The following is a 14208-nucleotide window of genomic DNA, read 5'->3' as shown; positions in this document are numbered from 1 at the left end:
CATCAAAGGATTCTCAGCATGAAGAAGCAAGCACTGATCGCCGTCCTGACATTGGCCATCGGCGGCACGGCTCTGGCGGCCGGCAACCACGACCACGACGACCATGCGCCGAGGCATGGCGGTGTGGTGGCCGCGGGCAAGGAGGCCGACTACGAACTGGTTGCCAAGGCCGATACCTTGCAGCTCTACCTGAGCGACCACGGCAAGCCGATGGACACGTCGAAAGCAGCGGCCAGGCTCACGCTGCTCGCGGGCAGCGACAAGACCGAGGTCGAGTTGAAGCCGGCCGGCGACCGGCTCGAGGCCAGGGGCAGCTTTAAGGTGACTGCCGGCACCAAGGTGGTGGCGGTGGTGAGCAACGCCGGCAAGACGCTGGGCACGGCGCGCTTCACGCTCAAGTAGAGATCGGCCGCGCTCAGCCCTTGAGCGTGTTCTTGTGGATGCGGCCGTCCTTCATGACGATCAGCAGGCTGCTGTCGGGGCTGGCCAGCAGCGCGATGTTGTCGAGCGGATTGCCGTCCACCAGAAGCAGGTCGGCATAGGCACCTTCCTCGATCACGCCGAGCTTGCCCGGATAGGGATTGCGCGGGCCCGCGAGGCCCAGCAGCTCGGCATTGCCCGAGGTGGCCATGGCGAGGATCTCGGCGTTGGAATACCAGCGCGCGAGATGCGTCAGCATCGTGCCCTGGCGCACTGCCAGCGCGGGCGAGAACAGCATGTCGGAACCCCAGGCGGTCTTGATGCCGTGCTTGCGCGCCAGCCGGTAGGTGTTGTCGGTGCCGGCGAACACCTGCAAGGCCGCGACCCGGTTCGGCCCGCTCATCGGTCCCGTGTCCTCTTCGGACAGGAAAGGCTGCGTGCTGAGCCAGACGCCCTTGTCGGCGAACATCTTCGCGGTGGTCTCGTCCATCAGGTGTGCGTGTTCGACGCAGCGCGCGCCGGCCGCGATCGCGCGCTGCACGGTGGCGGGCGAATAGGCGTGCACCGTGACATAGGTGTTCCAGTCGCGCGCGACATCGACACCGGCGCGCAGCTCGGCCTCGGACAGCGTCGTCAGGTCGAGCGGGCTGCGCGGCGACGAGACGCCGCCACCGCCCACCAGCTTGATCTGCGATGCGCCCTGCGTGAGCTGCTCGCGCACCCGCAGCCGGATCTCGTCGGGCCCGTCGACGATGGCTGCGGCACCGGTGCGCTCGACGGCGCTCGGCGTGCCCGGGCTGCGCGGCAGATCGGTCAGCGGGCGCATGTCGCCGTGGCCGCCGCTGCCCGTGATCATGGCGCCCGAGGGATAGATGCGCGGCCCCGGGATCATTCCTTCGTCGATCGCCTGCTTGAAGGCGAATGCCGGCCCGCCGAGATCGCGCACGGTGGTGAAGCCGCGCAGCAGCGTGCGCTGCGCCTCGCCGGCGGCCGCGAGGTGGATGTAGCCGAGGTTGCCCTGCAGCAGCACCGGCAACGGCAGGCCCGCGAACAGCGAATGCCAGTGGGCGTCGATCAGCCCCGGCATGACGACCCGGCCACCGCAATCGATGGTCTGCGCGCCTTCGGGCGCCTGCGGTGCGCCGCTGCCGAGCGAGCGGATCCGGTTGCCCTCGACCACCAGGTGCAGCCCGTCGCGCAGCGTGGCGCGGCGGCCGTCGTAAAGGCGGAAGTTGGTGAGCAGGATCGGCTGCGCGGGCGCTGCGCCCGCGGGTTGTGCGCGGGCCGGGAACGCGAGCCCGAGCGCGGCGAGCGAGGCGGCGACACCGGCCACGAAGCCGCGCCTCGAGAGCTCGGTGCCGAGGCGCTGGCCGAGGCGCGCGATCTCGGGACGGTGGCAGAGGCAGATGGCGCGCCTCACTTCTTCAGGGCCATTGGCCATCGTTTCGCAGGCGTACATGAAAGACTCCGGGAGTAGGGCGCGCAGGGCGTGCAGCGCAGGCAGATAGTGTGCCGTCGCGGGCCCGCCCTGCCAATTCAACCTGTCAGATGCCGCCCCGTCGTTCTCGTTCGAAGCCAAGCTGCCGAAGCGCGTGCGTACTGACGCGATTCCAGCAACAATCGCCCGGACACCGACCTCGAGTCGGGATTCACCCGGAGACCTTCGATGCGGATGAACGACTTTCTGCTTTGCGCGGCCCTCATCGGAATGACGACTTCTGCCGTGGGCCAAGAGCGTGAGGCGGCCGCTGCGCACGGCGCCATCGACGCGCCGATCGGCGTTGCATCCCCGGAGGCAGGCCAACGACCGGACAAGCGAGATGTCCTGGGGCCCGGCTGGACGACCCTCGACAGGACGCTGGCAGCTGAATCCCCGGCGCTCAAGATGTCGATTCCGGCGTCGAATCCACACCAGCAAGCCTGGTGCGTCGAACAGAGCCAGGTACGCCCGGAGGACTCCGGCCTGATCCGCATGAGCGAGAGATTGGGTTCTGGCTGCTATGACCGAAGCGTTGCGGTGTCGGGCCGTGATCTGCTGATCTATTCGGCGTTCCAGTTGGCCGTTCGCCATGCGACGTCGTTCTTTGCAGAGTGACGGGGCAGGCGAGCGCACAACATCGCCTGGGGACGATGATCGCAAGTGACTCCCGCGCACATCAGGCGAGATTCGACCAACACCCGACGTGAGAGACCTCGGTCCAGTTCTATCAGAGCCGATATTGGTATCGATTCAAGGTTCCGCAGCATTGAAGGAGCGGTCCGTCGTATGCATGAGGGCAATCCGTCTGTGGCAGAAGCTGCCAAATGTTCAGGCGCCTGACGCGCTTTTCCCGCGTTTGGCGACCGGTCGGTTGACGCTGCGCGAGATTGTCATGTCGGATGCGCCCGCTTTGCTCGCAACTCATGGCGACCGCGAGGCTATGCGCTGGCTCGGTTCGGATTCCATCACCAGCCTGAAGCAAGCAGAGGCAATGGTGACGATTTTTGCGGGCTGGCGGAAGCCAGCGGTGTCGGGCGTCACATGGGCGATCGTGCGCAATCGCGACCACAGGTTCGTTGGCACTTGCGGCTTGTTCGTTGGAACAGGCGCTGGTTCGCAGACTTGCCCGCTGTGATGCTCGACCACCCAGTCTGGTGACTTCACGGGCGTTGCTCCGCGCAATCTAACGGTTTTCGGGGATAGGCAGCACGCGAGCTATTGCTAACATCTCGTAACAGTACTGCGAGGTGTCAGCTTGATTCAAATAGCCAACTTGCGCCGCTTCATTGCAGGCTTCGAAATGTGCCTGGTTGCAGCGATCCTTTCAGCATGTGGCGGTGGCGGTGGCGGTGGCGGTGGCGGTGGTGCCAGCGGCATCCCCCTGTTTCCCAGTGCACCTCAAGCTGCCACGCCGGCGCCTGAGGCGCCGCTGGCTCCCGTGCCGCCACCAGATGCGCCTGGACCGGCCGCGCCGACTCCCAGCTTCACCATCGGCGGCAGCGTCTCAGGCCTGACCGGCACGCTGGTGCTGCGCAACAACGGCAAGGACGACCTCACGCTCAGTGCCGACGGTGCCTTTCGCTTCGTCGATCCGGTGACGGCCGGCAACCCCTATGCGGTGACCATCGCTCAGCAACCGTTGGGCCTGATATGCGCTGTGAGCGCGGGCCAGGGAACGGCCGCGATCACGGTCGGGGACGTGCGTGTGGTTTGTTCGGCGGTGACGTACCCGGTCGGGGGCACGCTCACGGGCCTTTCTGGCGGCACGCTGGGGCTGAGAAACAACGCAGGCGATGCGTTGACCCTCACGGCCAATGGCAGCTTCGCGTTCGCGCAATCGCTTCCACTGGGTGCTGCCTACAACGTGACCGTGCACACGCAGCCGGACGGGCAGACTTGCGTACTGACCGGAACCAGCGGCAGCATCAGTGCGGCCGTTACCTCGATCATGGCGCATTGCAGCGCGGACCCCGCGTCGCTTCCGCCGCTGATTCCTTCCGCGCCCGCCGTGGGCTATGCCCCCAGGGCGTTCCTCTTCAACTGGCCGACCAGCGACCACGCCACCTACTATCGTCTCGGCGAAGATCCCAGCGCAAGCGGCAGCTTCACCCTGGTCGCCGACAACCTCGCCAGCACGACCTATGCGCTGCAGGACATCGCGCTGACCCGGTCGCAAGCGGCCTGGCGCTACGCCCTGCAGGCCTGCAATGCGAATGGATGCAGCGGATGGTCACTGCCGGCCACGCCGGATGCCAATCGCGCGATCGGCTACTTCAAGCCAGGAACCGTCGACAACCTTTTCGGTGCGACCACAGGCCTATCCCCGGACGGCAGGATGTTGGCTGTCGGCACTCAGGGCAGCTTGCAGCTCTACGCGCTCAGCGCAGGCCAATGGCAATGGGCGCAAACGATCAGTATGGAAGCCGCCAGCTATCCGCGCGCCGCCTTCTCAAATGACGGCACGATGTTGGTAGGCATGTTCGGCTACGACGGTGCCTTGGGCGACCAGGGACAAGTACAGGTCTTCACGAAGGCGCCAGGTGGATGGACTCAAACCGACGTGTGGGATCCGCCATCCCCGCGCAGGGGCGGAAATTTCGGCGACTATCTCGGGATCTCCAGCGACGGCACGGTCGCGGTGGTTGGAGAGTACGGCATCCTCGGCAGCCATGCCGGCAGATTCCACGTGTACCGCAAGACCAGCGGCACGTGGTCGCGAGAGGCGACCATCACGCCTGACAACCCCCGGAGCGGCGAGCTCTTCGGCGTTTACGCCAAGATCTCCGCCGATGGGGCGACGATCGTCGTGGGCGCGCAGTACGAGGGCAGCGCGTCGACCACGGACGAAACCGACGCCAGCGCGCGAGATGCAGGCGCGGCATTCGTCTACGCCTACGACGCGGGCACTGCCACCTGGACAAAGCGCGCCTACCTCAAGGCTCCCTCGCCCGTCGGAGGTGAGTTGTTCGGGTCAGCCACTGCCATCTCGGCAGACGGCAGCACTGTCGTCATCGGCGCGCGCAACCATGACGTGGGGAGCATCACACGCGCAGGCGCAGCCTATGTGTACCGCCGCACTGCAGGCACCTATGCGCTCGTTCAAACCATCCACGCGCCCCAGATCGTGGCAAACATGTATTTCGGCGGCTTTGGCCTAGCACTCAACACAGTCGGCGACGTTCTGGCGATCGGAGCCCCCGGTGACTCGAGCGCTGGCACAGGCATCGACGCCGTGACGACGCAGGGCCCCGCCTTTAATTCCGGAGCGGCGCACCTGTACCGACTCACAGACGGTCAGTTCGTGCATGCGCGCTATCTGAAGGCCAGCAATACCGAGGCGAACGACTTGTTCGGGAGGGATCTTGCAATGTCAGCAGATGGCGGGACCATCGCCATCGGCGCCACCGCGGAAGCCAGTTCGGCTTCAGGCATCGGGGGCGACCAAGCCGACAACAGTGCTACCAACCGCGGAGCTGTCTATCTGTACTAGCGACTGCTGGCCGGACGGCTCGCGTCGCTGACAGGCGTCTTCCGGCCAAAAGCGGACGGTCGAAAGCGGCGTCTGGAACAATTGCGTACTCGCGAGATCACGAACAAGAATCGCTAGCATGCGGTCGTTCGGCATGATCTGCGGCCGGAAATGAGGAGCTTTGATGCTGCGTCGATCCGCGTTCTCGAGGACAACCATTCGGCCCGTGACGTCATCATGGCTCACCGTCGCCATCCTGCTCTCCGCTTTGCGCGTTTCCGAGGCTACGGAGTTTTCCGCTCTTGAGATTGGTCGGCCCGTGCAAGATGGGGCCGTGAATCTGGGAACCTACACTGTTCGCCTTCCTCCGGGCCAGTGGACGACGGGAGGCTTGACGACGACTACTCGAACTGAGACTGGCGGCTCGAAGCCGCTGGTTTTCAAGTTTCAAAAAGCTGTCTTTGTCCGACTTGAGGACAGGCGACTTACGGGTTTGATTCACCTTAGTTCGCTCGCCGAACGCAGCCCGGGGAGGCAGCAGTGGTGGGATGATCCTTGCAATGCGCCTCCTTTAAAGGATGCAGTGTTCAAGGAAGACCTGAGCACGCGAATGTTCATGCCATCGTGCGTGGCCGTCACTCGTCCGGTTCGCACTGCAAGCTGGGGAAACGCGTCACCAGAGTACCGAGACGCAAAAGAGTGGTTGTCCCATCATGACATTGACCTACCCGAGCAACTTTTCCGAGGATCGGTCATTAAGTACGACATAGGCAACTATCTGCACATGTGGGCATATGTTCCCGCGGCGGCGCCAAGAGCGGACCAATCAGAAAGCGCTCAGCAGTTCCAGGCTTGGATGCGGTCAAACGCGTCGGTCATTGCGGAGGGTATATCCGCTGGAAAAGCCATTGAGCTGACCCCACTGAACCCTTGATTGCCACGCGAACCGTCGCTTGAACTTGCTGGCTAGCGCATCGAAGACGGACGACGCCCATCGGCCAGAACGTTCAACCCCCGACCGCCAATGGATGCGCTTCTCGAAATTCCGTTGGTACTGACCGGCAAGGTGCTCGTGCACTTGCTTTCACTGGGGAGGTGGCGCGGAGAGGGCTTGGCGAGCACCGAGGCTCAAACCTACTCAGCTGCAGGTGCACTCTCGTTCGTCCGCGAAGGTCGCCGTGTGATTACGGTCGCCGGCCTCACGCTGATCGGTGTAGCGTTCTATGGGCTGTTGCTGACAGGCGTTTTCTGGGCGCTGGCTGCATAGGTCGGAACGCAGCCTTTTGCGGACGTTCGACGCGTCCTCGCAACGAAGGCCTTGTAAGCGCGTGCGCACTGACCGAGCTGCGGTCAACAATCGGGTGAAGAGACCTCGTTCATCGGCAGCGCCATCGCCCAGGCGCGCGAATGAACTACGGGTTTTCATGTGCCGACCATGCCCATCGCCCTAGCGCCTCTCCTCTTCGCGTTTGTAGGTCCTCCGATCGGCTACGTGTTCCTCGTGGCCGGAAGGCACTTCGACCCGGCACAACTTCTTGTCTTGCCGCTGTCCTATGTTTTCGCGCCAGTTGCTGCCATTGCGGGTTTGGTCTACGTTGGGCTCGGCTTGGCATATCTGAGAGCATCAGGGAGATCGTCCAAGCTTGGCTTCCTCGTCAGTTGCGTCATCGGCGGCATCGCCGGGTACGTAGCTGTGGAGATCATCTTCGCGGTCTGGAGGGGAATGACGACGGAGCCGGGGTCAAGTCTGAGCGATCTGAGAAGAGTGGGGACGATAGCCGGGTTCATCTGTGGGGCGTCGATGGCCATGTTGCCGGACTTCGAGAGTGATGCGGCCGACTCGACGTTGACGCTCAAGAAGTTGAGAGCGGCTTCGCTCGAAGCAGATGGCACCATGAAAATGGCGCACGGCAGATGCCCGAGTTGCGGTTCGGTAGTAGCAATGTCGTCCGAAGCATGTCCAGCTTGCGGCGCAACGTTTGGCGATCAGGCCGCATGGAAGGTCGCAGCGCTCTCGGCGCATGAAGTCGATGAGTGCCATCGCATCTTGCAAGCTCCGGCACAGCCGACATACGCCGACGGTTCGAGCGTGAGGGAGGGCGACTGGGTCAAGATCGAGCGCGGCAAGGTCCTTGGCCGGGTGAGCGAAGTGGTTTGCTCTGAGAAAGATTCAGAGCAAAAGAACCTCCAAGGACTCGGGGTCGTCGTGGATGCGCCGCCCAAGGGATTCATCTTTTTGTCGGAGGAGATCCTGCGCGAAGACCCGCTGCGCTTCGTGCGACGTGGGCCAACCGAACATGGGCCGACCGAGGAGGTTCGACGCTACATCGCATTGGGCTTCGGTATTGGGCTGTTCATGGTCCTGCCCGCAATCATTTCATTGATCAGTGCGCTCTATCAGGCCATGACGGTGGGCGAGGTCTTGGTGATCAGCTTCGGGCGTACGTCGACATCCCGCGAAATGGTGCCTTGGCGGCACGGCTGGGCGAGGTTCGCCGGGCCCGTCGTCTTGGTCATATCGCTGAGTGCATGGGACGGGTCTCGAGGACTCACGACCAGATGGTGGCTGGCAGGAACGGGTGTGGTCCTCGGCTTGTCGCTACTGGCTTTTTCTCAGTGGTTTGCTACCGCCAAGGGCGCTCTCATGCTGGCGTGCGCTTACGGCGTTGTTGCGATGACGTTCTTCGTCGATCGGAGATTCGGACGGATCCCAGCTTTGGGAATCATCGTTGCAGTGGTTGCCTGGGGTGTTTGGGCGGTCGTGGCTTGAACGAAGAGACGTCTGCGATGGTCGACTTTCGGGCAAGCTCGATGAAGTGCGACCACGACCACTAAGTTAGGGCAGGATGCGGCCACAAGCGGACCTTCGGCACCGACTTACAACATCGTCAACAGGAGCGTGGGCGTACGGCGCGAAATGGTCAAACTCACCGACATGCGAGACACACTTGATCCAGCGGACTACCCGCCCATCAGACCGTTCTCATGGCTTGGCAGCCTGAGCCCCTTGGTCCTGCTGCCAGCAGCCGTACCTGTGGCTGCGCTTTTTTTCGCCCCCAAGAACGTCTTGGATCAGTCAACATTTCTGCATGCTTTCACGAACTGGTTCAAGGGTTCGATTCCACACGTGTCGGCTCATGCCGACGCCACGCCGATTCCACAGGTTGCCTTGCTAGTCAATTGTCTGGTCCTTGCGGCGGCAGCGTTCATCGCAGCCGTCTTCGTATGCCAATCGGCGTTCAACTATCGATACCTCTATCGCAGACACGTGGCAACAGGGCCACATCCACTTCGCATGTATTGGCTGATCGGTGTGGTCGGACCTCCATTCATGATCGCGATGCTGGCCGTATTTGTGATGATTCCTGGTGACGTCTCATGGGCGTCTGGCTGTACTCAAGAGCGGACTTTGTGCTACGGCTTCATCTCTTTTGTGGTGCCGTTCTCGGCCGGGGTTGTACTGGGTGGATTCCCGCTGATCGTCCGGCTCTTTCTCGACGCGTGGCTGTTTTCTCGACCCGTCACGTTTCGTGAGCCCTCCGCGCCGCCCAGTAGGTTATGACGCACGGAGCTGGTCAATCAAAAGTGAATGGTGTGCTTCCGTTCGTGCCCCCTTGTGATTGCTTTGCCAGGAAGCGCGTACGCTTGCGGTGGGGCGGGAAGCGGCCAAGACCGGTCCATCGTCGCTGCCTCACAAAACGACCGTTGGGAGCGCGTGCGCGCTCACAAAAGTGAGCGCACCATGCGGTCAGCCGCGGATATTCGACTTGCTGGGGCAGGTCCATAGGAGATTGAGTGAGCTGGTTTACTAGGTTGCTGGTTGCTGCGGTTGTCCTGTTGTTCACCGTAGCAGCTGTCGGTATGTCGCAGCGTGGCGCGTACAAATCCGCGTTGATGTCGCTGGGCTTCGCGCTTTTCTTTGCTGGCATTGGGGTGGTTGCCTTGATCGAAGCCAAACACCTGCCCCGGAAGCAGGCACCCGGCGCGCCCCGACTAAACCCTTGGTCGTCGTTCGGCCTGCTCTGGCGGGCTCCAGGTTGGGGCGGAAAGTTCGCTGTCATCTTCTGCGGCGGCATCATTCTTGCCGGTGTGCTCTTCAAGGCCATCTCGTTTTTCCACTAGAGAGGCAAACCGGCCAAGAGGGGGCGTTTGCTTCAAGCTCATGAATACGTCACCGAGAGCAGGCGCTCTCGACCTTCGGGCCACGACTGGGCGTCAAACCGGGATAGTCGATGAACCTCACAAATCTAAGCGCCAAGACTGGTGCCCAGCTCATCTTTTTCGCGGCTTGCGCTGTGTTGTTCGTGCTTTTGTATGTTGGAGCATGGGCGTTGAAATGGATGCTTCCGCAACAGCATCCGCTAAGAGAGAAACTGACGAGCAAAGTCGTGCTTCGCGGCGCACAAGTTGGTGCGCTGGCCTTGATCGCGGCATATATTGCCGTCGCGCTGTACCAGTCTTCTTAGCATCGACTTGACCAACTCCTCCAATAAGAGGTGCTCCGCTCGAAGACTTCGTCTACGCTTCATGCCGACTTCACGGTCGATCGTCACGATCCTCTGGTGCGTCGCCCCTTCCTTCGGCGTCGACCGGAAAGGCCAAACAATGAAAATGCGATCGATCGTCCTAAGCTGCGGTGCCGTGTTCTTGGTGGTTGTCGGCGCGAACGAGTACCTTTCTGGCCGAGCGCGAGCTGAGTACATTCAGAACCGCTTTGCGGTTGGAGACGCTGCGCAAGGTGCGATAGCCAAGTTGACCTCTGATGGCTTCCAACACATCGATTACTCGCCTCGGAGGATCTTTGCCTCCAGGCGAGAAAGCGAATACTTCCTCGGATACAGCGAGCTACGCGTCATCCTTCGTCTCAACGGCGAGACGGTCTCTGAGGTTTGGGTCAAGCATTTCGATCATGGTCTGTAGCTCGAGTGCACTCGCCCCGATTCGTCGCTTGGCCACATCCGGCCAGAACCTGCTCGCTGGCCTCCGGCGACTTCGTTGCTCACCAGCGCTCCACACCCCCTGGGAGTCATCATGAAGCTCTTCGAAGTCTTCGACAGCTACAAAGCGCTGCCACGCGTCTCGGTCTACTACTGCATTGGGCGTTGCCCGGACGGATCGACCGTGATGGTTTTCAAGCACGAGGAGTTGACGGCGGAGGGCGATTCATTGGTACACCGCTCGAAGGTCAGCGAGTGGAACGGCCTGAGCACCCACGCGACATCTCGCTGTTGGGTGGACGAACTGAACGCTGGAGTAAAAGTTGCCCGGCTGGGCATTCGCCACGGCGCTGGCAAGTTTTCGGCGCGGCCGAACATGGTCGGCCGGGTGACTCGCTGGGACGGCGAGTGCTTCGAGGTGGTCTTCCGCCCCGAAGTCGGGCATGGCGCGACGTATGCACAGGCCTAAAGCCGACCGGGTTCAGCTACCTCAACGTCCGCCTCAGGCATAAGCGACCGTCTGCTTGGGCCCCATTCGCGACATTCAACCCAAGGAATCGCGCCACCCGAAAACAGTCCATGCCCCATGCGCTCCCGCTCAGGTCAGCCCCGGTCATGCGGCCCCATCGTGACGACCCCGCTGACCCGGACCGAGACGCGCTGCGCCGCACCGCGGGCATTCAGTCGGCGTATTCCCCCGCGTCCTTGATCACCTTCGCCCACCGAAGCTTCTCGGCCTCGACGAACCTGCGATGGCCGGCGGGTTCGAGCCGTTCGTCGCTGACCACTGTGAGCCCCAGCGCCTCTTCGCGCTTGATCAGCTCGGGGTCCTTCAAGGCCGTGCGCAACGCGGCGTTGAGTTTCGCCAGCACTGCAGGGGGCGTGCCGCGCGGCGCGTAGAGGCCGTGCCATACCTGCACGTTGAAGTCCTTCAGGCCGGACTCCGAGAGCGTCGGCGTATCCTTCAGCGAGGCGAGCGGCAACCGCTGCAGGCTCGTGATGCCGTAGACCTTGACCTTCTTTCCCTCGATCTGCGGCACGGCGTTCACGGCCTGTTCGCACATCACGTCGACCTGGCCTCCGATGAGGTCGGTCATGGCGGGTGCGGTGCCCTTGTACGGGACCGGCGTCATCGGGGTCTTGAGCGCACTCTGGAACATCAGGCCGCAGAGGTGCGAGGCCGAGCCCAGCCCTGCGTTGGCGAGATTCACCTTGCTCCCACTGGCGGCAATCCACTGGCGCAGTTCCGCGAAGCTGTTCGCGGCGAGGTCCGGCTTGCCGATCAGCACCGAGGGTGCCTCGTTGATGAGGCCCAGGGTCTCGAAATCCTCCGGCACCTTGTAGGGCAGCTTGCGATAGAGCGCGGGGGCGGTCGCCATGCCGATATGGCTCACGAGCAGCGTGTAGCCGTCGGGTGCGGCCCTTGCCACCTTGGCGGCACCGATGGTGCCCCCGGCGCCGATCGTGTTGTCGATGACCACGGTCTGGCCCAGCGGCTTGCGCAGCGCCTCGGCCAGGTCGCGCGCGATCTTGTCGGTCGGCCCGCCGGCCGCGAAGGGCACGACCAGCGTGACCGGCTTGTCGGGAAAGTCCGCCCAGGTGAGCGTGGCGAACCCGGCCACGGCCAGGCCGGCGACGATGCGCCGAATGTCGATCTTCATGTCATGTCTCCGTTGGGGTCGGTCGGCTTCAGGCTGAAAGCGCCTGCATCTCGCGGTACAGGTCGGCCTTGCCCTCGAAGCCGATGCCCGGCAGGTCGGGCAGCGTCACGAAGCTGTTCTCGACCTTCACGCCGTCGGGGAAACCGCCGAAGGGCTGGAACAGGTCCGGGTAGGACTCGTTGCCGCCGAGGCCGAGGCCGGCCGCGATGTTGAGCGACATCTGGTGGCCGCCGTGCGGGATGCAGCGGCTGGCGGACCATCCGTGCTCCTTGAGCATGTCGAGGGTGCGCAGGTACTCCACCAGGCCGTAGCTCAGGGCGCAGTCGAACTGCAGCCAGTCGCGATCCGGGCGCATGCCGCCGTAGCGGATCAGGTTGCGCGCGTCCTGCATCGAGAACAGGTCCTCGCCGGTGGCCATCGGGTTCTTGTAGAAGTTGCGCAGCGCGGCCTGCAACTCGAAATCGAGCGGGTCGCCTGGCTCCTCGTACCAGAAGAGGTCGTACTGCGACAGGGCCTTGGCATAGGCAATCGCGGTCTCGAGATCGAAGCGGCCATTGGCATCGACGCAGAGCTTCTGTCCGTCCTGCAGCACTTCCATGATCGAGTCGATGCGGCGCAGGTCCTCGTCCAGCGAGGCGCCGCCGATCTTCTTCTTCACCACGGTGTAGCCGCGGTCGATGTAGCTGCGCATCTCGTCCTTGAGCTTGCCGTGGTCCTGGCCGGGGTAGTAGTAGCCGCCGGCGGCATAGACGAAGATCCTGCGGTTCGGCTTGCCGTCGCCGTAGCGGTCGGCCAGCAGCTGGAACAGGGGCTTGCCTTCGATCTTCGCCACCGCGTCCCACACTGCCATGTCGATGGTGCCGATTGCCACCGAGCGCTCGCCGTGGCCGCCGGGCTTCTCGTTGGTGAACATCGCGTTCCAGATCTTGTGCGGGTCGAGGTTGTCGCCCGTGGGGTCGACCAGCGAAGCCGGGTCGGCCTCCAGGATGCGGGGGATGAATCGCTCGCGCATCAGCTTGCCCTGGCCGTAGCGGCCGTTGGAGTTGAAGCCGTAGCCCACCACCGGCTTGCCGTCGCGGATCACGTCGGTGACGACCGCGACGAGGCTCAGCGTCATCTTGCTGAAGTCGATGTAGGCGTTGCGGATGGGAGAGCTGATGGGAATGGTCTTTTCCCGGATTTCGACGATCTTCACGGTGTGGCTCCTGTGCGCGGTGCGCGCGTTTGTGGGGTGCGGCTATGCTCCCGCGTTCGCGCCTCGCCGACCAATGCTCTTTTTCTAGACTTCCATGCTTTGAAAGCACCGGCCATGAACCTGATCTGGCTCGACGACTTCCTGGTGCTGGCCGAGACCGGGAACTTCTCGCGCGCGGCCGACGAGAGGCACCTGACCCAACCCGCGTTCAGCCGCCGCATCCGCTCGCTCGAGGAGTGGCTGGGCACCGATCTCTTCGATCGCAGCGTGCAGCCGGCCCGGCTCACCGAGGCCGGCGAATGGCTGCGCGGTGCCGCGCAGGAACTGCTGGCGCAGGTCGCGCGCCTGCCCGGCGAGGCGCGCACCGTGGCCGAGGCGCATTCGAGCACGCTGCGCCTGGCCTCGACCCATGCGCTTTCGTTCACTTTCCTTCCGCGCTGGCTGCGCGGCCTCGAAGCCCGTGCCGACGTGGGGCGCATCCAGCTCGATTCGGACGTGCTTGCGCGCTGCGAGTCGCTGCTTCAGCAGGGCAAGGTCCACCTCGTGCTCAGCCATTCGCACGCCGAGGCGCGCGGCGCGCTCGATGCCGCGGGCTATGCGTCGACGCAGGTGGGCAGCGACGAACTGATCCCGGTGGCTGCCACCGATGCGAAGGGCAGGGCGCGGCATCGTCTTACTGACGCCGGTGCGAAGCCGGTGCCGCTGATGGACTACAGCGAGGCGTCGGGCCTGGGCCGCATCCTGCGCGCCGTGAGGGGCGAGGCGCTCGCTGCGTTGCCCACGCAGGTGGTGTTCACCGCGCACCTGGCTTCGGTGTTGCGGACCATGGTGCTCGATGGCCGCGGACTGGCCTGGCTGCCCCGAACCCTGATCGCGGAAGACCTGTTGTCCGGAACGCTGGTCGAGGCGGCGGCGCCCGAGTGGCGCATTCCGCTCGAGATCCGGCTGTACCGCGACGACATCACGCTCGGCCGCGCGGCGGAGTCGTTCTGGCGCGAGGCTTGCGAGGGCGCAGTGCGTTGAACCGCCGGAGCACCCGGGCGGCC

Annotated in this window: 14 protein-coding genes; 11 read left to right on the top strand and 3 right to left on the bottom strand. The window is 63.7% G+C overall.

Annotated elements, in window-relative coordinates; all coding sequences use genetic code 11:
- Nucleotides 1-18: 18 nt before the first annotated feature.
- A complete protein-coding gene (locus QTH87_RS21420; protein ID WP_286612081.1) occupies nucleotides 19-402 on the top strand; it encodes a hypothetical protein in 384 nt (127 codons plus the stop codon).
- Between the two features lie 13 nt (nucleotides 403-415).
- Here QTH87_RS21420 and QTH87_RS21415 read toward each other — a convergent pair whose 3' ends face one another.
- On the bottom strand, nucleotides 416-1879 hold the full coding sequence (locus QTH87_RS21415) for a metal-dependent hydrolase family protein (RefSeq protein ID WP_286612080.1): 1464 nt from the start codon (nucleotides 1877-1879) through the stop codon (nucleotides 416-418).
- A 213-nt stretch (nucleotides 1880-2092) separates the two neighbouring features.
- Between QTH87_RS21415 and QTH87_RS21410 the strand changes: the two genes are divergently transcribed.
- From QTH87_RS21410 to QTH87_RS21370, 9 genes are all read left to right on the top strand, one after another.
- A complete protein-coding gene (locus QTH87_RS21410; RefSeq protein WP_286612079.1) occupies nucleotides 2093-2515 on the top strand; it encodes a hypothetical protein in 423 nt (140 codons plus the stop codon).
- A gap of 175 nt (nucleotides 2516-2690) precedes the next feature.
- A complete protein-coding gene (locus tag QTH87_RS21405; protein WP_286612078.1) occupies nucleotides 2691-3035 on the top strand; it encodes a GNAT family N-acetyltransferase in 345 nt (114 codons plus the stop codon).
- Nucleotides 3036-3173: 138 nt separating this feature from the next.
- The gene (locus QTH87_RS21400) at nucleotides 3174-5390 is read left to right on the top strand and encodes an FG-GAP repeat protein (protein WP_286612077.1); all 2217 of its coding nucleotides are present in this window, start codon (nucleotides 3174-3176) and stop codon (nucleotides 5388-5390) included.
- 1003 nt (nucleotides 5391-6393) lie between these two features.
- Entirely contained in the window at nucleotides 6394-6636 is a 243-nt protein-coding gene (locus QTH87_RS21395; protein WP_286612076.1) for a hypothetical protein, read from the top strand.
- A 168-nt stretch (nucleotides 6637-6804) separates the two neighbouring features.
- A complete protein-coding gene (locus QTH87_RS21390) occupies nucleotides 6805-8139 on the top strand; it encodes a zinc ribbon domain-containing protein (RefSeq protein ID WP_286612075.1) in 1335 nt (444 codons plus the stop codon).
- A 147-nt stretch (nucleotides 8140-8286) separates the two neighbouring features.
- The gene (locus QTH87_RS21385; RefSeq protein WP_286612074.1) at nucleotides 8287-8931 is read left to right on the top strand and encodes a hypothetical protein; all 645 of its coding nucleotides are present in this window, start codon (nucleotides 8287-8289) and stop codon (nucleotides 8929-8931) included.
- 233 nt (nucleotides 8932-9164) lie between these two features.
- A complete protein-coding gene (locus QTH87_RS21380) occupies nucleotides 9165-9491 on the top strand; it encodes a hypothetical protein (protein WP_286612073.1) in 327 nt (108 codons plus the stop codon).
- 110 nt (nucleotides 9492-9601) lie between these two features.
- Nucleotides 9602-9835 (top strand): hypothetical protein, encoded by a 234-nt coding sequence (locus QTH87_RS21375; RefSeq protein WP_286612072.1) that lies wholly within the window; start codon nucleotides 9602-9604, stop codon nucleotides 9833-9835.
- A gap of 565 nt (nucleotides 9836-10400) precedes the next feature.
- A complete protein-coding gene (locus QTH87_RS21370; RefSeq protein WP_286612071.1) occupies nucleotides 10401-10775 on the top strand; it encodes a hypothetical protein in 375 nt (124 codons plus the stop codon).
- A gap of 211 nt (nucleotides 10776-10986) precedes the next feature.
- On the opposite strand, the gene QTH87_RS21365 is transcribed toward QTH87_RS21370, so the two are convergent.
- Together QTH87_RS21365 and QTH87_RS21360 are read right to left on the bottom strand one after the other, a co-directional pair.
- Entirely contained in the window at nucleotides 10987-11967 is a 981-nt protein-coding gene (locus QTH87_RS21365) for a tripartite tricarboxylate transporter substrate-binding protein (protein WP_286612070.1), read from the bottom strand.
- Between the two features lie 28 nt (nucleotides 11968-11995).
- Entirely contained in the window at nucleotides 11996-13162 is a 1167-nt protein-coding gene (locus QTH87_RS21360) for a mandelate racemase/muconate lactonizing enzyme family protein (protein ID WP_286612069.1), read from the bottom strand.
- 114 nt (nucleotides 13163-13276) lie between these two features.
- On the opposite strand from QTH87_RS21360, the gene QTH87_RS21355 reads away from it, so the two are divergent.
- On the top strand, nucleotides 13277-14185 hold the full coding sequence (locus tag QTH87_RS21355; protein WP_286612068.1) for a LysR substrate-binding domain-containing protein: 909 nt from the start codon (nucleotides 13277-13279) through the stop codon (nucleotides 14183-14185).
- Nucleotides 14186-14208 lie beyond the last annotated feature (23 nt).

It is taken from the genome of Variovorax jilinensis, assembly GCF_030316885.1.
In the GTDB taxonomy this organism is placed as follows: Bacteria; Pseudomonadota; Gammaproteobacteria; order Burkholderiales; family Burkholderiaceae_C; genus Variovorax; species Variovorax jilinensis.
This window is presented reverse-complemented; position numbering and strand designations above follow the sequence as displayed.